This is a genomic window from Vibrio sp. EA2, assembly GCF_033042495.1.
In the GTDB taxonomy this organism is placed as follows: domain Bacteria; phylum Pseudomonadota; class Gammaproteobacteria; order Enterobacterales; family Vibrionaceae; genus Vibrio.
This window is the reverse complement of sequence record NZ_JAWLID010000002.1, coordinates 68,417-88,882: the sequence shown is the minus strand read 5'-3', so window position 1 is coordinate 88,882 and position 20,466 is coordinate 68,417. Positions and strand designations below refer to the sequence as shown.

Here is a 20,466-nt window from a genome sequence, read left to right as displayed (position 1 = left end):
TTAAGACTCGCATTCTACCCCCTTACGCAGCATCTGCCTATACCATGGCTCAAATGTATCACCACGTTTCTTTTCAAAATCCCACTTATCTTTATTCACCCGAATTGTTATTTGCCCGCAATGCCCGGTATCAAGCCATAAAGCACCTGCATTGCGGTAAGATGTTACTACCGTCTCAGCAGGCATTCCCCACTGGTTATTTTTCGCCAGTGACGCTATTGCTAAGGTCGGTTCGACGGCATTGATAAAGCGCGGGTTGGAAGAGCTTTTACTGCCATGATGTGGTACGAGCATTACGTCGCTACGCAGTTCCTCTGGATTTCGAAGAAGTATCCACTCACTGATGGACTCGATATCGCCAGTAAACAGCATAGAAAAATCAGAGTTCGGGTCTGTGAGTCTAAAAACACACGAGTGAGGGTTGTAAGCCCGAGTGACAACTCTTGGTGGCCAAAGCACTTCGATATCGAGTTGCTGCCAGTTCCAATTGTCACCACTCACACAAGGCTGATAGCCTTCAAAGTGTTGGCTGCTGTATTTATTGGTAAGATTGAATTGCGACTCCATCACACTCCGACCTCCTGCATGGTCATTATCCCAATGGCTGATAATCATGGTATCAACGGTTTTGAACCCCCTGCGATGAAGTATGGGAGTAATTACCAGCTCAGCAATACTGCCCCGGAGCCAAGATTTGCCAGTATCGTAAAGCAGGACCTTGCCGTCTTTTTCAATCATCACCGCTAGACCATGACCGACATCGAGAACATCGATTCGCCAATACTCACGCTTCCACCCATTTAAACCTGTAACCATGATGGAAATTACAACGAGCAGGAGCCAGCCCTGCCATAACAAAAACCGTTGCAGCACTAAGCAGGTACAGAAAAGAGCTAGCATCCACGTGAGCGCTATAGATAACGGCTGCCACGACCCAAGAGCAAACTGAAGAGATTCACTTAACGGCCACAAACAAAGATCCACTGATTGCCACAAGAATTTCGCTAATGCGGGTAGCAATAAAGAAACAAATAACGCGATGAATATCAGTGGAACGACAACCAACCCAAACCATGGGATAAAAACAAGGTTATACGCAATTGCCGAGAGGCTGAAACCTGAAAAGAAATAACCACTGATAGGAATAACAAATACGCTCAAGGCGATCTGCGTAACGATCAGGGTTCTCAATTTCCACAACCAGTTCCTATTCTCCAGCCGCACAAAGTTAATGACCAACAGCACGACACCGACAGAAAGATAAGAGAGCCAAAAACTGATACTAAATGATGCAAAAGGCTGAATAAGCAACTGAAAAGCAATGGCTAACAACAATACTCGCCACGTGCTCCAGTAAACCAGAGAAGTTTTTAAAACGACATAAATCACACAAACTGTAGCAGCGCGAGTGGTTGGCAGAGAGAAATCGGCAAGCCAGGCATAACACAAAGCAACCGCTAACCCCGTGATTGAAGGCATCATTTGATAACGCGGCAAAGCGGAGCGAATACTTACTCCAAGCAATAGCCCAAAACTAAAAGCCATGCCGATGTGTAGACCAGAGATAGAGACAAGATGTAACAGCCCACTGTCTCTCAACCCTTTCCAATCTTCATCAGAAAGCCGGTTGCGATCAGCAAAAACCAAGGCGCTAATCAATGCAAAGTGGTTCAGTTGAGATATATCCTCCGTCACCTGATTCACTATCGTTTGACGTGCAGAGCTTCTGTTTCGAATAATCCAGTGAGCATCACCAGACACAATCGCTCTGGCTAAAATCCCGTTGCCCATAGCCTGCTTTTCAGCATCAAAACCTGCTTCGTTACGCAGTCCAATAATCGGTTTTATCAGCGCCGTCGTGGTAAATTCGCTGTTAACGGGGATAGGAAAAGTGGTGATAAAACGGACTTTAGGTTTAAGAAAAGGTAACAGAGGTTGATCACCCACTTGTTTTAGCGTCACGAACCCTTCATATCCATGACTTATTTGATTAAAAGAGCTGTCAACTTTGCCAATTATGGTACTATTCTCCCCTACATTAAAAAGGGCTTGTCGCTGATACTCCAAAACATTGCCGTGGATGATGACTACCATTAAGCCCCAAATTACGCCTATGCTAATTAAGCCACGACGTAATTTAATTATTGAACCAGTGGTAATTATTCCCAGCAGCAACCAGCGCCAATCTGGCATTGTCGGCCACCATGCAGACGAAATAACGCTTGCTACAAATAACGCCAAGGTCCAACTTTTTTCTGAGAGAGTCATGCAGTCCTATGCCTAGAAAGCTGATAAAACGCTTCATGCCAGATCACGAGTTGATCAAACGTCAAAAAGCATTAAAGGTCTTCGGCAATGTGTTATATAACCCGAACTTATGGTGCCTTAACCGTCGTTCTGCGTCTGGTGCGTTTGCCGTTGGTCTGTTTATGGCGTTTGTGCCGCTTCCTAGCCAAATGCTCATGGCAGCAGGTTTAGCCATTTTATTGGGCGTCAACTTACCGCTTTCTGTTGCTCTGGTATGGATTAGTAACCCAATTACTATGCCGGTTTTGTTCTACTTTGCTTACAAGATTGGCGCTTGGGTCATGCATGTTCCTCCACAGCCATTCCACTTTCAACTATCGTGGGAATTTATCGTGCAACAAATGCATACCATTGGCCCACCATTTTTGCTTGGGTGCATGATATGCGGGGTAGTCTCAGCCATCATCGGCTACTTTGGCATTCGTGGAATATGGCGCTATTCAGTTGCTCGTAGCTGGCATAAACGCAAGATAAGATAAGTCGTCTGCGTAAAAAGTTCAGCACTTAATACAGCTGGTGAGGCGCAGATAACGCTCTACTTGAAAAGCTATGTTAGTCAGGTGCGACAACCCGAAAAGCAAACACAAAAAAGGACCGAGTTCGGTCCTTTTTTGTATTTGATATTGCAGAAAAAGTTACTTAGCGCTTAAAACCGCAGCTGGGTTTAACTTGGCCGCACGAGAGGCAGGATACCAAGTCGCCAGTAAGCTGAGCACTATCGCCGTAATCGATACCAAAGCGACATCCGGCCAGTGCAGTTGTGATGGCAGGAAGTCAACAAAATAGATATCGCCCGACAAGAAGTGGTGCCCAATCAAATTCTCTAACCCGGTAATGAGGGGCGTCAGATTTAAGGCAACTAAAACGCCAATGACACTGCCAGCCAAACTCCCCAATACGCCAGAGAACACACCTTGCCAAACAAATATTCGTTTAATCAGGCTATCTTTGGCTCCCATGGTTCTCAGGATGGCAATTTCTGCCGCCCGGTCTTTCACCGCCATCATTAGAGTCGAGACAATATTGAAACAGGCGACGCCAATCACCAGCACCATCACCAAATACATAATAGTTCGCACTAACTGAATATCACGATATAGGAAACCAAACCGCTGTTGCCAGCTTTTCAGATACACATACACATCGATAAGGCCGCCCACTTCACGAACAATTTCCGGCGCATTAAGGACATCGTTTGTTTTCAGTGAAACACCGGTAACGCCATCACCCAATCGAGCATATTGCTGGGCATCCGCTAATGGCACTAACGCAAGAGAGTGATCAATCTGACCATTCAAAGTTAAAAAGCCGATGACCTGTACACGTACACGCTTCGGAGCCTGAACTTTATTCCCCGTCCCCGACTGTGGGATCATTAACGTGACATAGTCACCAACTTCCACATTGAGCTCAGTCGCAACGCCCCGACCTAAAATAATCTGCTGCTGGCCAGCATAGAAGTTCTGCCACGCTTTCGGATCGATAAAGTCGGACATATTGGAAACCGCTTGCTCAAAGGACGGCTCGACCCCTCGTACTTCGACGGCTTTGAGTTTGCTGCCCTTCTCTGTCAACCCGGTGAAACGGACATAGGGCGCGGCTGCGACTACATTTTCATGTTTCAACGCTTGGTTAATCGTCTTGGAGTAGTTCTGTAACGGGCCATCGACGCCTTCTAACTCACCGTGTGGAATCACAGACAGAACACGCGACTGTAATTCCCGTTCAAAACCATTCATCGCAGACAGACCAATGATGATGACCGCGACCCCAACCGCAATACCAATTGTCGACGAAAGAGAGATGAACGACACCATTTTGTTACGCTTTTTCGCCCGACTAAAACGACCGCCGATCATCAATGCTAAAGATGAAAACAAAACTAGCCCTCCACCACAGACGCTTGTGGAGTCAAACTATCCACCAGCAAACCATCTTGCATGTGCATTTGACGATCCATCTTAGCGGCTAGCTCTTTGTCGTGAGTCACTACCAAAAAAGCAATGTTTGACTCTTGGTTTAACTCACGCATCAGGTCATAGATAGAAAGTGCAGTGTTATGGTCCAGGTTACCCGTCGGCTCATCGGCCAGCACTAAGTCAGGCTTATTGACCAATGCACGCGCAATCGCCACACGTTGACGCTCACCACCAGAAAGTTCTGATGGTCGGTGATCGATACGATGACCTAGCCCCACTTTATCCAACAACGCTTGTGCTGCGGCTTTTGCTTCCAGGGCTTTCGTGCCACCAATCAAGAGCGGCATGGCGACATTCTCCAGCGCCGTGAAGTCAGCTAGCAGGTGATGGAACTGGTAAACAAAACCGAGATGCTTATTGCGCAACGCAGCTTGCTTATTTGAACCGAGTGACGAGAGGTTTTGGCCTAAAAAGTCCACTTCTCCGTGCGTCGCATCATCCAGCGCACCGAGAATATGTAGCAAAGTACTTTTACCTGATCCCGATGAACCAACAATAGAAACCAGCTCACCTTTCTCGATATCAAAGCTGACCCCTTTGAGCACTTCCGTATCTAGTGAACCTTCTCGGTAGACTTTGCGAATATCACGACATTCTAATAGCTTATTCATAGCGAAGTGCCTCAGCAGGTTTAACAGAAGATGCTCGGTAAGAAGGATAAACAGTTGCGGCCAGGCTCAGAGCAATTGCCAACACCACCACTAACAGAATTTGCAATGAATCAATTAAAATTGGCAGACGGCCGCCAAAAGAAAACAGTGCGACCCCTGCAGCTTCAAGAATCGCATTTAAGTTGAGCGATAACGTCACGCCAGCCAAGCCACCAACGATAGCACCAATCACACCACTACTTGCGCCTTGCACCATAAAGATGGTCATCACTTGAGATTGCGTCATTCCCTGAGTTTTAAGAATGGCGACTTCAGATTGTTTTTCCATCACCACCATGATCAGCGCTGAGATAATATTAAACGCCGCAACGCCAACAATCAGCCCCAGCATTAAGCCCATCATGTTCTTTTCCATTTTTACTGCCTGGAAAAGTTCACCACGCTGTGCGCGCCAGTCGCTCCATTGCCATCCCTCTGGCATAGTCTTATCCGCGAAATCCGTCACCATAAATGGGTCAGAGAAAAAGACACGCCAGCCAGACACGGTATCCTGAGGTAAACGCATCAGCTTGGCTGCATCGGTCATATTGACAATCATAAGCTGACCGTCAACGTCGGATCCGGTATTAAAGATACCAGCCACAGTAAAGTTACGTTGGCTGGGAATACGGCCAATTGGCGTAAACTGCGTGGCATTTGTCACCATCAAGCGAACTTTGTCGCCAATAGAAACTTTCAAATCGCGTGCGAGACTATGACCCAAAAAGACATTGTATTCACCTGCCTCCAGCGCAGACAGCCGACCTGCAATCAAGTGATTCGCGATGGGGTCTCGCTTTTTAGGTTCAATACCGATCAAGTAACCTGCGGTCAATTGCGCTGAGCTCTGAATGACCGCTTCGCCACGAACGACAGGTTCCGGCTCTGCGACTTGAGAAATCGTTTGGATAAATTCTGGTGCCGTTTCAGTTAGTGGTGTTTTGCCATCATTTTGAGAAATCACGGCATGGGGCAGCACGCCAAGAATGCGTTCTTTCAGTTGCGCTTCAAAGCCGTTCATCACCGACAAAACCGTCACCAACGCCATCACGCCGATGGTGATGCCTGCAGTCGACATATAAGAAACAAATCGGCTAAACCTATCTCCAGAGCGACCCCGGAGATATCTCAAACCAATAAATAATGAGATAGGATGATACATATAAGACAAACCAACCGGCTGTTTTGATATTAAGACTAAACTTTGTCGGCTATCTTACCTTACTCTTCTAATGAAAAAGACAAGATAATCGCTAAATTTGTCAACGACATGCAATAAGTCTGCATTTAGAGCGAAAAGTTCATGCGGAAAAACCGCTAAACTTGATAACTTCATTCAGTTAGCGATAATCAGTGCCTTACTCTCTGTTTTGTAAATCACGCAGAGAGCGCTCGAAGGCCAAAGGACAACCATATGACAGAGCAAGAATATTTCACTGTTCACCACAACCTCACCATCAACGTGGAAGCGTTAGGTACTGATTTTGCTTTGCCAGATGAAGAAACCTTTGTTGCCGAAATTCCGGCACCTTTCATTGTTGCCAGTGAGTTCAGTCAGTTAGATATGCTGGCAGACAACGCTCGTCTGGAATTGCAAAATAAAGACTTAAAGCATGTTATCCGCTTACTCGACACGCAAAATACCAAACTCAATCTGCTATTAAGCTTTATGCTGTCGCAACAGGATGACGCATCTGTCAGACATCAGACGACGCAATTTGGTGCCAGCCAGCTAAGCTACCATGCAGATAATGCGTTAGACACCGATCAGTTAGTACGCGTGAAACTGTTCCTCGACAACCCAGCAGCAGCGATATACTGCTACGCTGAAGTCGTAGAGTGTGTTTCGTCAGAGCACGGCTTTGCTATCACTCTGAAGTACAAAATGCTCAGAGACTCCGATCAAGATTTACTGATCAAAGCCGCCTTATATCAACAACAAAAACTTTTACGTCAGCGCTCACTGGAGCGAGATAAAAAATAACTCCTATGACAAAAGCAACGATACTTTCCGTCACCAACCCATCTGAGCGTGGCGATAAAAAACAACTCGGTAATTTACCTGGCGCAGCACTGCCACTTGCGATTGCAGAACTGGCGAAACAGCATACAAGCCATTCACTGCTTGTGGTGCCCGATCCTCAAGTAGCCTTAAAACTGCAAGCCGAAATAGAACAATTCACCGATCAACCGGTAAGCATTTTCCCTGACTGGGAAACCCTGCCATACGATAACTTTTCTCCGCACCAGGAAATCATTTCTGACCGGATTGCACGTTTGTACCAGTTACCGAGTCAACACAACGGCATCACCATTGTGCCTGTCAGTACCGCTTTACAACGCCAATCTCCGCGTGACTTCTTGTTGCAACACACATTGATGGTAAAAACCGGTGATCAGTTCTCACTCGAGAAGCTGCGTGTTCAGTTGGAAAACTCTGGCTATCGTCACGTAGACCAAGTTTTCGGTCCTGGTGAGTATGCAAGCCGTGGTTCTATCCTTGATCTCTTCCCTATGGGGTGCGATGACCCATACCGTATCGACTTTTTTGACGATGAGATAGATACGATCCGTACATTCGATCCGGAGAACCAGCGCTCGATAGAAGACATCAAGCAGATTCAGTTGCTTCCAGCACATGAGTTCCCGACCACCAAAGAAGCGATAGAAGAGTTTCGTACCCGCTGGCGTACTCAATTTGAAGCGCGTCGTGAGCCAGAATCGATTTACATGCAAGTGACCAAAGGAACATGGCCGGCAGGGATTGAATATTGGCAGCCTCTGTTCTTTGAACATACAGAGACCCTGTTTGATTACTTGCCAGAAGACTCGCAACTAATCACTTATGGAGATATAGAATCCGCCGTAGAAACTTTCCTGACTGACGTCGAGTACCGTTACGATCAGAAGAAAATTGATCCATTACGCCCACTGCTCGCACCGCACGATCTCTGGCTGAAGAAAGATGAACTCTTCACCCACTTCAAACAGCTTCCGCAAGCCCAGCTGCATCTGGACAAAATCGTACAGCGTGGCGGTCGGCAGAATCTGGCGGTGCAGTCATTGGCAGAGCTCGGCGTTCAACAACAGAATAAAGAACCGCTCTCTCGCCTGCGTCAGTTTAGTGAGCAGTTCACGGGTAAAATCATCTTCTCTGTGGAATCAGAAGGCCGAAGAGAAGCGCTGACAGAACTTCTTCAAGGCATTAAAGTTCGCCCGGTCGTTCATGAGTCCTTCTATCAGGCCCTGGCTTCCAATGATCGTTTTAGCTTGATTCTGGGTGCGAATGAGCATGGTTTTATTCATGATGAGCAGAATTTTGCCCTTATCTGTGAAAGTGACCTGCTCGGTGACCGCGTCATCCAACGTCGTCGCAAAGACAAAAAGACCGTCAACAGCGATACCGTTATTCGCCACCTCGCCGAGCTAAAGCCAGGCCAGCCAGTCGTGCACATAGACCACGGTATCGGTCGCTATATCGGTCTGCAGACGCTTGAAGCAGGCGGTATGAAGACAGAATACGTAACCCTCGAGTATCAAAATGAAGCTAAGTTGTACGTACCGGTTTCCTCGCTGAACCTTATTGGCCGTTACTCCGGTGGCGCAGAAGAAAGTGCCCCTTTACATAAACTCGGCGGCGAAGCATGGGCTAAGGCTCGTCGTAAGGCCGCAGAGAAAGTGCGTGACGTAGCAGCCGAGTTACTTGATGTTTACGCCAAGCGTGAACTCAAACCTGGCTTTAAGTTCGAATTAGATCGAGGTCAATACGCCACTTTCAAAGCGACGTTCCCATTCGAAGAAACCGATGACCAAGCCATGGCGATCAATGCCGTGATGTCCGATATGTGCCAACCAAAGGCCATGGACCGCTTGGTATGTGGTGATGTGGGCTTTGGTAAAACCGAAGTAGCAATGAGAGCAGCGTTTGTTGCGACAGACAACAGCAAACAAGTCGCGGTGCTGGTTCCAACAACTCTGCTTGCCCAGCAACACTTTGAAAACTTCCGCGACCGTTTTGCTAACTTACCAATCCGTGTAGAAGTACTATCACGCTTTAAATCGGCCAAAGAGCAAAAAGCGATTTTACAAGACGTCGCAGAAGGCAAAGTCGATATCGTGGTTGGCACGCATAAACTGCTGTCGAGCGATATCCGTTTCAAAGATCTTGGTCTGTTGATTGTTGACGAAGAACACCGCTTTGGCGTGCGCCAAAAAGAGAAAGTAAAAGCAATGCGTGCCGATGTCGACATTCTGACGCTCACCGCAACACCAATCCCTCGTACGCTCAATATGGCGATGAGCGGAATGCGTGATCTATCCATCATCGCGACGCCACCAGCCCGTCGTCTCGCAATTAAAACTTTTGTGCGCCAGCGTGAAGAGTCGGTGGTACGTGAAGCCATACTGCGTGAAATAATGCGTGGTGGCCAGGTTTACTTCCTGCATAATCAGGTTGAAACCATCGAAAAGACCGCCGAGGACCTGCAAAAGCTGATTCCAGAAGCGCGCATTACCGTCGCACATGGCCAAATGCGTGAGCGCGAGCTGGAACGCATTATGAACGACTTCTACCACCAGCGCTTTAATGTACTGGTGTGTACTACGATTATTGAAACAGGTATCGATGTGCCTACCGCAAACACCATTATCATGGATCGCGCAGATAACCTTGGTTTGGCTCAGCTGCACCAGTTACGGGGCCGTGTTGGTCGTTCTCACCATCAAGCCTATGCTTACTTACTGACCCCGCATCCCAAAGCGATGACTAAAGATGCCATCAAGCGTCTTGATGCGATTGCTTCTCTCGAAGATCTTGGTGCCGGCTTTACACTGGCCACCCATGATTTAGAGATTCGTGGAGCCGGTGAACTGCTTGGTGATGAACAAAGTGGGCAAATTCAATCGGTTGGCTTTACACTGTATATGGAGATGCTCGAACAAGCGGTTGAAGCCTTGAAGGAAGGGAAAGAGCCTTCACTCGATGAGCTGCTGCGCGAACAAACTGAAGTGGAAATGCGCATTCCTGCGCTGTTGCCGGATGATTACATCCCTGATGTAAACACGCGTCTTTCCATGTATAAGCGCATCGCGAGCGTCACCAATACTGATGAATTGTCAGAATTGAAAGTGGAATTGATTGACCGCTTCGGCCTTTTGCCTGACGCGACAAAAAACCTGTTGGCTGTCTCAGAACTGAAATTTGCCGCAGGTAGTCTGAAAGCGAAAAAGATTGAAGCCCATGATAAAGGCGGATTTGTCGAGTTTTACCCTGATGCTGACATAAATCCAGCGTATTTAGTTAAACTCCTGCAATCACAGCCTCAAAAATTTGCGATGGAAGGTCCAACTAAGTTCAAGTTTAGCGTACCATTAGCTGACCGACGCAAACGAGTTCAGTTTGTTAAAGACTTACTGAATGATTTTAAACAGAATTTATTACCAACGAGCTAATAGTCGAATGAGAATACTGATCCCGTTATTACTTCTTTGTGTCTCAATGCCCTCTTGGGCACAACGTCAATTTGATATTGAAGTGATCATTTTCAAGCGCACCGTCGACGCGGAAAACACGAGTGAGTCTTGGCCAGACCAACTGCCGAAAATCGATATGACTAATGTCGGCAGTTTAGATAGCGACGCTTATCGCTCATCTAAAGGGGTGTCATTGCTGCCTAGCTCTTCTTTCCACCTGAATCCACAAGAAGCTGCGCTGAACGGTCATGCCGGATTTCGAGTGCTAAAGCACGTAGCCTGGCGACAAGGTGATCAGGGGCAAGGCAGTGCACCAACCTTCCGCATCGTGGCTGGACGTGATTTTTCTGGCTCGTATTATCCAGATGGCAGCCCTATCGATGGTAGCCAAACCACCTTTGCTAGCGATGGTTACAGTGAGTCAAACGTTAACGGCCCGTTGTACGAATTAGACGGTAAAATTCAGGTTTACGTTCAACACTACCTGTTTGCAGAGACAACCATGGATTTGCGTGCGCCGGGAGTCCGACAAGTTCGTTTTGAACCTAAACCCGTTGAGCAGCTTGCAGACGAAATGGGTGACGTTGACACTAATGTTCAAGTTGGCAACTTAGCAGACGTATCACCTACCGTAACTGAAGAGAAGTTCCTCAAGACTTACCGCCTCGATCAAAAACGTCGGATGCGAAGCAGCGAAACACATTACCTGGATAGCCCGCTAATGGGAATGATCATCCAAGTGCGTCGTGTAAACTAGATAATAACGATAATAAAAGCGCAGCTCAGGCTGCGCTTTTGTTTTATAACTAAAAAAACTATCAGCCAGGGAGTCATACCGATTCATGAGCCCCGATTTTGAAATCATCACGCCACGCTTAGCTTTACGTCTTATTCCTGCCGAAGGCGCTAACGCTCTGCATGCTCTGCTTGCCCAATCACCTTCCCTGCATACCTGGCTAGACTGGTGTGATGAAAACGTATCAATCCAATATGCAGAGGACTTCTTGCTTTCCACGCGCCTGAACTGGGTGAAAACAGAAGCCTTTGGTTTTGGTGTTTATGAACGTGAGAGCAATGCCCTGCTGGGGATGGTTGCGATTAATGAGCTTTATCACACCTTCAATATGGCCAGTATCGGCTATTGGATAGCTGATCGTTACCAACGACATGGTTACGCTCGAGAAGCCGTGTACGCATTGGCCGAGTTCTGCTTTGCTAAGCTGAGTCTGACACGTATAGAGATCGTTTGTGATCCGGATAATATGGCCAGTCAGGCGCTGATCGAATCCGTTGGGGCACACCGAGAGACGATTGCGAGAAATCGCTATATTTATAACGGTAAGCCAAAAGATGGTATTGTCTATTCACTGCTACCAGACGATCTTAAGTAATATCAATCTGGAAAATTAACTGGTCAGGGAACAGGGTTCGATAAACAAAAAGCCACCCATGCGGTGGCTTTGTTATTAATAACAGCTGATAAACTCGTTCTGCTTTCGCAAAGCGAGTTTGAAATATATTAATGCAGCTTCAAGTTCGGGCGCAGTACTCGGTTAATACGACCAACCAACATCATCAAACCCGTTTTGAACAAACCGTGCAGCGCAATTTGGTGCATGCGGTACAGTGAAATGTACACCACGCGAGCAATGCGACCCTCAACCATCATTGAACCTTTGGTCAGGTTGCCCATCAAGCTACCCACTGTCGAGAACTGGCTTAGAGAAACCAAAGAACCATGATCTTTGTACACATAGTCTTTTAGTTCGCGGCCGTTAATCATCGCGACAATGTTGCTGAATGCTCGGCTTGCCATTTGGTGCGCAGCTTGCGCTCGTGGCGGTACAAAAGAGCCGTCTTCCTGAGTACACTGAGCCAGATCACCAATAACGAAGATATTATCATCACGCGTGGTTTGTAGGGTACTTTTCACCACTAGCTGGTTGATTCGGTTGGTCTCCAGACCAGCAATGTCTTTGATGAAATCAGGGGCTTTAATACCTGCCGCCCAAACCATGATTTTAGCCGAAATCTTCTCGCCGTCTTTGGTTGTCAAACCGTCTTTGTCAGCTTTGGTCACCATCGTTGATGTGCGAACATTCACACCAAGTTTTGTCAATTCTTGATGTGCTGCAGTTGAGATTCGAGAAGGAAGAGCAGGAAGAATACGTGGGCCAGCTTCAATCAGGTTTACATTAAGTTTGCTTGAGTCTAAGTCACCAAAACCGTAAGCACGCAGTTCTTTAATCGCGTTGTGTAGCTCCGCAGACAGCTCAACCCCTGTCGCACCAGCACCAACAATTGCGATATCAACGGTACCATTACCACTTTTCGCGTGAAGCTTAAGGAACTCATTGTTCATTTCGCTACGGAATCGGTGGGCTTGTTCTGGGCTGTCCAAGAAAATACAGTTTTCACGAACACCAGGGGTATTGAAGTCGTTTGAAGTCGAGCCTATCGCCATCACCAGGATGTCATATTCCAGCTCACGACTTGGCATGAGCAGTTCACCATGTTCGTCTTTAAGCTCACTCAATGTGATGACTTTACGCTCACGGTCAATGTCTTGAAGACTACCCATTTGGAAGTCGAAACTATGATTCTTCGCATGAGCACGGTAGCTCAGTGCATCGACACCCTCGTCTAATGATCCGGTTGCTACTTCGTGTAGCAATGGTTTCCACAAGTGGCTCGCTTTACGGTCTACCAGCGTAATTTCCGCTCGGTTCTTTCGACCAAGTGTACGGCCAAGCTTAGTTGCCAATTCCAGGCCACCAGCACCGCCGCCTACAACGATAATGCGTGTCACAATGATTTTCCTCTACAAAAATGAATAAATGGGTTCAGCCCGACCCTTCACTATCAGCCACACTGATGAGAAGCATCCAACTGATGAATTCTTGGTTCTTAGAGGTGTCTCAAGTTTTGGGATTAAAATAGATGCTTTACTTTTTTTTCATTTTTATCAACTGGTTATTTTGCATCTTTTACTGCGTCTGATGCCTACAAGCTCAGACTAAAATGGGCAAGTTTTTACCTGCTCTCACTAGTTTTTTTTGATATTTGTCAAATAATTTTAATCTCGCTCATTATATAGAGACATGTTTTGAAGGCAACCAAAATCCTTGCTCAGAATGCGGTTTGCCTACTTTATCGACCAGTCTACAACACCACCTTCGTGCCACATAGAACCTCTACGGTAAAACTTTAGGCGGAACACAATTATTGTTTAATTTGATAAGTCAGAGATCTAGTGACTGAGGCACGGAAAGTCGGTAATCAGGAGTGTGTGATAAAAAACAACACTCCTGAGAGTGCTGTTTTTAATGCGAAGATAGGATTGAGAAAAACCTTGTCAGTTATTTTTAAACTCTTTCACTGCTTGTAAGTGATGAGAGATCTTCTTGAACTTATGTGTTTGAGTGTCATCCCAAATGATTGGGTAATGCTTTTCTAGCTCCGCGGCAGTTTCTGTATTGTCGCGCACTTCGTCTTCTTTAGACAAAATAACCAAGCAATGTCCCTTATTTTTTGCTCGGAATTGGTCTACACACTTCGTTGCAATATCTTCGTACTCTTCAGGACGGTCAATACGCCCTGCCATGTTCTTCTCTGGATGCAGGTTCGGATTGAAAATCACCTGCTTGATACCACACAGAAAACCAATACGCTCTGACCAATACCCACCGAGTCCAACACCACAGATCAATGGATTCGGATCATCGGATTGATCAATGACCTTCGACACCTCTTTTAGCAGGTGTTGCATGTCATGTTTCGGATGAAGCGTACTGTAATTAATAAAACGAACATCATCGTCGATAAATTGCAATTGAAGAACTTTTTCGTGGTTACCCGGGCTCGTACTATCAAAGCCGTGCAAGTAAATAATCATCTGTACCTCTCCCTGTAAATATCTGGTACTTTTTTTAAAACTAACACTATTTCCTTACTCTTAAAGGGGAATATGTCACGAGTTATCAAAACAGTGACCGTCGATACACAATAAACCTTTAAACTCATTGGCACTGTTTAAGTATTGTTCATCTCCCCACAATTGATAAGCTAATAAGTACCAAAGCATCGCCATCACTAACGTTCTTGGCTGCCACGCTCTCACCCCTTCTACCCACATTGAGACATCTTCAATGTTGCGAATTTGACAATAGCGCTCTACCGCATCTTCTACAGAAACATCAGCAACCTGTAACGTCAGCGCTAAGTCTAATCTCGGATCGGCTAGCCCGGCATACTCCCAGTCGATAACTCTCAATCCCTCTTCGCTACGGACCAAGTTGTAGCAACCCAAATCAAAGTGACACAGTGCCAGGGGGAGTTGCTCTATGCTCGGTTCTGTTCGCCACTTTTGATACAGCACCTCGAACTCAGTGCCGACGTAGTTACCGCCTAATTCTAGCCAATAATGATCGATTCGGGAGAGATAAGAGAAAGGAACAACGGGGACAACTTTAGATGGATATGTGTGAATCGCCGCCGCGAGAGAAAGTAACTCGTCTAGCTCAATACCCACATGTGTCAGGGTTTCCCCCTCTATCCACTCGACGAGAAGACCTTGTTGATGGATGAATTCTGGCTTAGGTCCAATTCCAAGAGGCTCGATCGCCCTCAGGACCTGATATTCGTTGTGACGAGAAATAAAAAATGCCTGACATACTTTGCTCAATGGTCTCCAGACGTAAGCCTGTCCATCGGATGTCTCCAGTCGCCAACAGCGATTAGTCAGCCCTCCTGTGAGAGTCTGTACTTTCACAGGAGGTGCTACGAAGAAGCTATCAAGCGCATTCAGGGTTGGATCCAGCTGCGTTGCCTGTGGCCAAGAGAACAGTGCCATTGATAACTTCTCCGTTACTATCTGTTAGAGACCGAATAAGCTCTTCGATTGCGCTTTACGGATTTCGGTTTCATCTGCCCACTCGATCAGGCCTGTTTCCAGATCCATCAGTCTCATGGTCATTTTGTAGTACACATCTTTATCACTTCCAGCGTTCTTCACGATGCTGGAAAGGTTGCCGTAAAGCATGTATTGCGCGCCAACCATTTTCCCAAACTGAATAGCAGTACTTTGATTGACTAGCTCATCGGTATTCTGGAAGTTCAGCTGCTGACGAACAGACTCAACGCGGTCCATATCGACAAAACGGAACTTACCTGAATTCAGCATCTTAGTAGAAATCGTATCAGTGATGGACTCAGTATCAATATGCTCGCTGGTCTTATTTTTAATCCGTTCAACAAACACAATAGGACGTTGATCACGAGTAATTGCCGCTACAGAGCCAGACATCATCATACTATCGACCATCTCAGCGGCAATGGTTTGCAAGTCAGTAGAACCAAAATCAATGGTGGTGGTTTCTGTCGCTTGCGCATCACCGTAAGAGACCTTGTTAGAACACCCTCCTAAAATGACGGCAAGACCTAAAAGAGCAATAATACTTTTTTTCATGAGAGTTCCTCAGTTTATACAACACCTACGCACTCAGGGCGCAAGCTAAAATTAGTTATCTTGTGCTTCTCTGATCTGCACGCGGAATAGCGTGCCATTTGGGTTCACGGTCACTTCAGAAAGTGTCACCGACTCAAATCCACGCACAATCATTTTCCGCCACGGACCCGGCTTGGTATTCACTTCCAGGCCGTTATTGTCATACCAGTAAAAGCGGTAGAGGATATGCTGATCCCCTTGATAATGACTATTAAGCTGAACCACGCCTCTTGGTCGGTCGTCGACATAACTGGTCGTAACGTTGTCCACTACGAGACGGCTGCCCAACACATTGTCGTTAAAAAAGATTTGCTGCGTCTGGCCATCAATTCGGATACCTGCCGTGTTGTCTGCACATCCAGCCAAACCCATAATCATCGCTAAGCCTATAAGCCACGCTCTCATTACCATCTCCCCAGTTGTTTATGCCATACCGTCGAATGTGACCCCTGACGTGAGACCCAAACCAATGTCGTTTGCTGTGCTGGCACGTCAAATTGATAAACTTGATCACCCAAGTTTAAACGTTGCACTCCTGGTTTCACGATTTGTGAAGCGGTTTTTACTTGTGCCGGCAGCGTTTGCCAGCTTCGGGTATCAGGCTGCTCGGTTAATGTGTTCCAGACGTTAAAAAGAATGTTACCAACATCATCACCTCTCGCGGCCGCTTCTTTGCGAACGCGGTCTTTTGCCCAAACTCGAATCGCCTGACGAATCACAATCGTCATTAAACGCTCATTAAGGTCATTTTGGGCCATTGCATTTACATCTGCCAAAATACTCGAGTTGAGTGTCATACCATTCAGGCTCACATCACCAAACCTCGGTGAACCTCGATGAGGGTAATAAGGCAATGCTAACGAGTAGATAGCCCATTGTTTTCGGCTGTCGTAAATGGGCAGATCGATGCGCCAGCCTTGCAAAGCTTCTACCACACCTTGCTCATCAAAAATGATGACGCGACCTTGTGACTTATTCAGACCCAGTGGTGCTTTACCATAACGTTTTTCTAGTAGCTTAAGGTCTTCACGCATGCCCAGGTTCTTTGCAGCATACAGTGTACTTTCTATCACTTGTTTATTGTCTGGCATCACAGCCAGAGCGCGCCGGTAATCGACATACGCACTATTCAGGTCTCGCGATGCTTCATATAAAAGACCTGAAAGATAAAACAGATAGCCGTTTTGTACCGCACTGAGTTTCCCCCCTGCATCGGGATAGTTTGCCAATACGCTACCCAAATTGGCTGACATGCCTTGGTTTTTCAGATCTTCTTCTGCAGCTTGTAACGATTTCTCACGCGCTTTTCTGGCAGCTTCCTGGACTTGGTTAGCACGACGAACTTCAACCAACGCACCTTCCAGATCGTTTTTCTGCAAGTAATTGAGTCCCAGATATAAGTGCAGAAAGCCAAGCTCATAATCCGCAGGTTGATAATCTTTGAGGTTATCGTTGACGGCTAAAGCACCGACGCTGGTGGTGGTTTCGGAGAGCGAGATAGTGGCGCGTTCTTGTTGAACACGAACAGCGCGATCGCTTTTTTCCAAAGCACTGAGGCTGGTTGGATAGTCTTGAGCGAGAAATGAGAGTCTGCCTTTTTCGAAATTGCCGAGTATCTCACCACCAACATCACTCGACTGAAGTTGCTTGGCTTTCACATATTCTCCAGCAACCACAGCTTGATACATCTCTTGGCTTTGATCACTGTAGTGGCTAAACAAATTACCCGCAGACAAATTAGCACAGCCGGTCGCTATAAGAGCCCAACTGACCAGCCCGAATAGCTTCACACCTAATTTCACATTTATCTCCACAAATGTGTGCTCAGAAAATAGTATAAATTGGGTGGCGTATTCACCACCCAAAAAGGCAGATTAGCTCACCACCATAGGCCCTAAAGGACGGCCGCCTAATAGGTGCATATGAATGTGATAAACCTCTTGGCCACCATGTGAGTTGCAGTTCACGATCAAGCGGTAACCGTCTTCATCAATGCCTTCTTCTTTTGCAAGCTTTCTCGCGACGGTAAATAAACGCCCCATCATCGCTTCATCTTCAGCTTCCACATCATTTACTGTCGGAATCAATTTATTTGGAATGATAAGGATATGGCTAGGCGTGCGCGGGTTAATATCGCGGAAAGCAGTCACTAAATCATCTTGGTAAAGGACGTCTGCAGGGATTTCCTTGCGAATAATTTTACTAAAGATTGTCTCTTCCGGCATGGGTACTCCATTTAATAAAGTTGTGTAACTTAGTTAGTATGCGCCAACCCTAAGCAGAGCTCAATAAAAACAGTGTTCACTTAACATTATTCGTTAAGGTCTTTAAAACAAAGCTCTTTTTGTCGCCTGCGTCATAAAATGCGCGTCGCGTAATCAATACAATCCGATTAATTTTGTTACATTTTTAAGACAACTATAAATTATCTCCAAATCACTGATAGATGCTGACCAGGTAAGGACAAACCCACTACGAAGTCTGCACCTTGACGTCATTTGGCAACCTTTTGTCTATTTTTCGGGAGAGGACGCTCACGTATGCGAGGTTCAGTTATTAAACGGATGTATGCTGGTTTTGCACTTATCATCATCCTATTTGCCATCACTATTGCCATTATGATGGGAGGGATGAACGACATTCATGGAAAATTCCAGACCGTGTCCGAATCATCTTTACCATTAGTTTCACTATCTAACCAAACCAGTGTTGAGATGCTGTCGGCGGATAAAGCTTTCAAAGACTTCCTGACCACTGAGAATAAACAACGCATGGACGAAATACGTCAGGAATTCGCTAAATCTCAACAACGTTTCGAAGCCACTTTGAATGACCTACAAACCGCGAGCCAGAGCTACCCTTCTCTGACAGAGCCATTTGCTGAGCTAAAAACATTAGAGCAAAGCTACTTTACGGAAGCCATCGAAGCCATGGACAATTACGAAGCCATGTTCGCAGCCCAAGCAGCGGTTCAAAAGTCCTCTCGACGCTTTCAAAAATTGAATACCGAGCTTTCTATCGGGCTGAAGGAGTACGTCGACGATCAATCCAGTATCTCTGTGAAAGTTTTGGCGAAAAGTTATTTCATCAAGCTCAAAGACGCTGAAGTGATCACTTCCGATGCGTTAGCCAGCTCAGATTCTGAGTTTGTCACGAAAGCCGTGCAGAAAAACCGCAAAGCGGTCACGCACTTGAACTATGCATTCCGTGGGCTGTCGGCGCAATTGCCAGAGCTTGAAAAAGCCTTTGGCGATTCGGTAGAACAGTTCACTCGTGATGTGGGTAAACGTGGCGGGGTTCTGGATCAACACAATAACTACCTCACCTCCCGTTCAGCGCTGTATGCCAACATAGCCAACCTGACAAACAAAGTCGACGCCACCATGGCGGTTCTTGAGCAGTTTACAACCACCGCCACGGATAAATTAAATGACTCCCTTGCTGACGCGGGTGAAATCTACTCGGCAGGGGTTACAAAAGCATTAATCATTGGCGTGGTGGTGGTGCTGTTTGCTGCCGCTATCGGTTATCACATTTCTCACAGTGTGCGTGAACCACTCACCAAGATCCTAAACGTGCTTGAGAGCCTGACTGAAGGTGATATGACTCAGCGAATAGATGTTCGGTACAAAAATGAATTCAGCCGGGTTAGTGGTCACATTAACTCTCTCGCTGACAGCCTGCACAATATTCTTGTTAAGTTGAATGATGCCTCTGAAAACTTGTCGTCCACTGCTACCACTAACGAGCAAACTTCTTCCTTAGCTCAGGATCAATTGAACTCTCAGCGTGAACAGACCGCTAATGTCGCAACAGCGATGACCGAGATGTCTCATTCTGTTCAGGAGGTGGCACAAAATGCGCAGAGTTCTCTGGAAATGGTCCAGCGTGTAGAGTCTGCTTCAGAAGAAGGTCGCAATACGATGAGCGGCAATATTAGCACTATTAATCAACTAGAGACGCGTTTACATGAGTCTGTCAGTGCTGTATCTGAATTACAGAAGATGAGCGGACAAATTGGCTCTATCCTAGATGTGATTCGTAACATTGCAGAGCAAACCAATCTATTAGCACTGAATGCAGCGATAGAAGCGGCTCGCGCTGGCGAACAAGGTCGTGGCTTTGCCGTCGTTGCGGATGAAGTACGAGTGCTGGCCTCCAGAACCACAGAATCAACCACGGAAATTGAGTCGATGATCAGCAATCTGCAATCGAGCTCCCAATCCGCCAGCCACGTCATTCAAAGCTGTATGCATGATATGGAAGTCTCTGTGGAACAAGCATCGAAAGCCAATAGTTCGATGGAAGAAATTCAGGCACTTATCATCGAAATCAGTCAAATGAGCACACATATTTCGCAAGCAGCAGCAGAGCAAAGTGAAACATCAGCAGATATCGCACGTAACATTGAAGACATCAGCAATATCGCAGATAAAAGCTACCAGGCCATGTCGAGCATAGCGCAAACCAGTGAATCGCTGACTCATTTAGCTCATCAACAAAATGAACTGGTTCATCGATTCAGGCTATAGGTATTGTTGCTGAAACTGGT

The 20,466-nt window shown here is 46.4% G+C and carries 17 protein-coding genes; 6 read left to right on the top strand and 11 right to left on the bottom strand.

Annotation, left to right across the window (positions count from 1 at the left end):
* Positions 1–2,268 (bottom strand): DNA internalization-related competence protein ComEC/Rec2, encoded by a 2,268-nt coding sequence (locus RXX31_RS04750; protein ID WP_317587959.1) that lies wholly within the window; start codon positions 2,266–2,268, stop codon positions 1–3.
* Between the two features lie 8 nt (positions 2,269–2,276).
* On the opposite strand from RXX31_RS04750, the gene RXX31_RS04745 reads away from it, so the two are divergent.
* Positions 2,277–2,786 (top strand): DUF2062 domain-containing protein, encoded by a 510-nt coding sequence (locus tag RXX31_RS04745; protein ID WP_317587958.1) that lies wholly within the window; start codon positions 2,277–2,279, stop codon positions 2,784–2,786.
* A 156-nt stretch (positions 2,787–2,942) separates the two neighbouring features.
* On the opposite strand, the gene lolE is transcribed toward RXX31_RS04745, so the two are convergent.
* From lolE to lolC, 3 genes are read right to left on the bottom strand one after another with little or no spacing between them, the layout of a single operon-like run.
* Entirely contained in the window at positions 2,943–4,187 is a 1,245-nt protein-coding gene (gene lolE / locus RXX31_RS04740) for a lipoprotein-releasing ABC transporter permease subunit LolE (RefSeq protein WP_317587957.1), read from the bottom strand.
* A gap of 2 nt (positions 4,188–4,189) precedes the next feature.
* The gene (gene lolD, locus RXX31_RS04735) at positions 4,190–4,897 is read right to left on the bottom strand and encodes a lipoprotein-releasing ABC transporter ATP-binding protein LolD (RefSeq protein ID WP_317587956.1); all 708 of its coding nucleotides are present in this window, start codon (positions 4,895–4,897) and stop codon (positions 4,190–4,192) included.
* A complete protein-coding gene (lolC, locus tag RXX31_RS04730; RefSeq protein WP_317587955.1) occupies positions 4,890–6,098 on the bottom strand; it encodes a lipoprotein-releasing ABC transporter permease subunit LolC in 1,209 nt (402 codons plus the stop codon). Before lolC ends, lolD begins: the two co-directional genes overlap by 8 nt.
* 252 nt (positions 6,099–6,350) lie before the next feature.
* Between lolC and RXX31_RS04725 the strand changes: the two genes are divergently transcribed.
* From RXX31_RS04725 to RXX31_RS04710, 4 genes are all read left to right on the top strand, one after another.
* Positions 6,351–6,920, top strand: coding sequence for a PilZ domain-containing protein (locus RXX31_RS04725; protein WP_317587954.1), 570 nt, complete (start codon positions 6,351–6,353; stop codon positions 6,918–6,920).
* A 5-nt stretch (positions 6,921–6,925) separates the two neighbouring features.
* Positions 6,926–10,387 (top strand): transcription-repair coupling factor, encoded by a 3,462-nt coding sequence (gene mfd / locus RXX31_RS04720; protein ID WP_317587953.1) that lies wholly within the window; start codon positions 6,926–6,928, stop codon positions 10,385–10,387.
* A gap of 7 nt (positions 10,388–10,394) precedes the next feature.
* Positions 10,395–11,165, top strand: a complete 771-nt coding sequence (locus RXX31_RS04715) for a peptidoglycan binding protein CsiV (protein WP_317587952.1) — start codon at positions 10,395–10,397, stop codon at positions 11,163–11,165.
* 85 nt (positions 11,166–11,250) lie between these two features.
* Positions 11,251–11,799, top strand: coding sequence for a GNAT family protein (locus RXX31_RS04710; RefSeq protein ID WP_317587951.1), 549 nt, complete (start codon positions 11,251–11,253; stop codon positions 11,797–11,799).
* Between the two features lie 128 nt (positions 11,800–11,927).
* Here RXX31_RS04710 and RXX31_RS04705 read toward each other — a convergent pair whose 3' ends face one another.
* The 7 genes from RXX31_RS04705 to hinT all read right to left on the bottom strand — a co-directional run bounded on the left by RXX31_RS04705 (position 11,928) and on the right by hinT (position 18,139).
* Positions 11,928–13,217: an NAD(P)/FAD-dependent oxidoreductase gene (locus tag RXX31_RS04705; RefSeq protein ID WP_317587950.1), complete on the bottom strand. Its 1,290-nt coding sequence runs from the start codon at positions 13,215–13,217 to the stop codon at positions 11,928–11,930.
* 546 nt (positions 13,218–13,763) lie between these two features.
* A complete protein-coding gene (gene ycfP, locus RXX31_RS04700; RefSeq protein WP_317587949.1) occupies positions 13,764–14,303 on the bottom strand; it encodes an alpha/beta hydrolase YcfP in 540 nt (179 codons plus the stop codon).
* Positions 14,304–14,378: 75 nt separating this feature from the next.
* The gene (thiK, locus tag RXX31_RS04695; RefSeq protein ID WP_317587948.1) at positions 14,379–15,260 is read right to left on the bottom strand and encodes a thiamine kinase; all 882 of its coding nucleotides are present in this window, start codon (positions 15,258–15,260) and stop codon (positions 14,379–14,381) included.
* Positions 15,261–15,284: 24 nt separating this feature from the next.
* The gene (gene lpoB, locus RXX31_RS04690) at positions 15,285–15,875 is read right to left on the bottom strand and encodes a penicillin-binding protein activator LpoB (protein WP_014231275.1); all 591 of its coding nucleotides are present in this window, start codon (positions 15,873–15,875) and stop codon (positions 15,285–15,287) included.
* Between the two features lie 51 nt (positions 15,876–15,926).
* Positions 15,927–16,319, bottom strand: a complete 393-nt coding sequence (locus RXX31_RS04685; RefSeq protein ID WP_317587947.1) for a YcfL family protein — start codon at positions 16,317–16,319, stop codon at positions 15,927–15,929.
* Positions 16,319–17,716 (bottom strand): hypothetical protein, encoded by a 1,398-nt coding sequence (locus RXX31_RS04680; RefSeq protein ID WP_317587946.1) that lies wholly within the window; start codon positions 17,714–17,716, stop codon positions 16,319–16,321. The genes RXX31_RS04685 and RXX31_RS04680 overlap by 1 nt, the downstream gene beginning before the upstream one ends.
* A gap of 72 nt (positions 17,717–17,788) precedes the next feature.
* Positions 17,789–18,139, bottom strand: coding sequence for a purine nucleoside phosphoramidase (gene hinT / locus RXX31_RS04675; RefSeq protein WP_317587945.1), 351 nt, complete (start codon positions 18,137–18,139; stop codon positions 17,789–17,791).
* 315 nt (positions 18,140–18,454) lie between these two features.
* Between hinT and RXX31_RS04670 the strand changes: the two genes are divergently transcribed.
* Complete coding sequence (locus RXX31_RS04670; RefSeq protein ID WP_317587944.1) at positions 18,455–20,446, top strand: methyl-accepting chemotaxis protein; 1,992 nt, start codon at positions 18,455–18,457, stop codon at positions 20,444–20,446.
* Positions 20,447–20,466 lie beyond the last annotated feature (20 nt).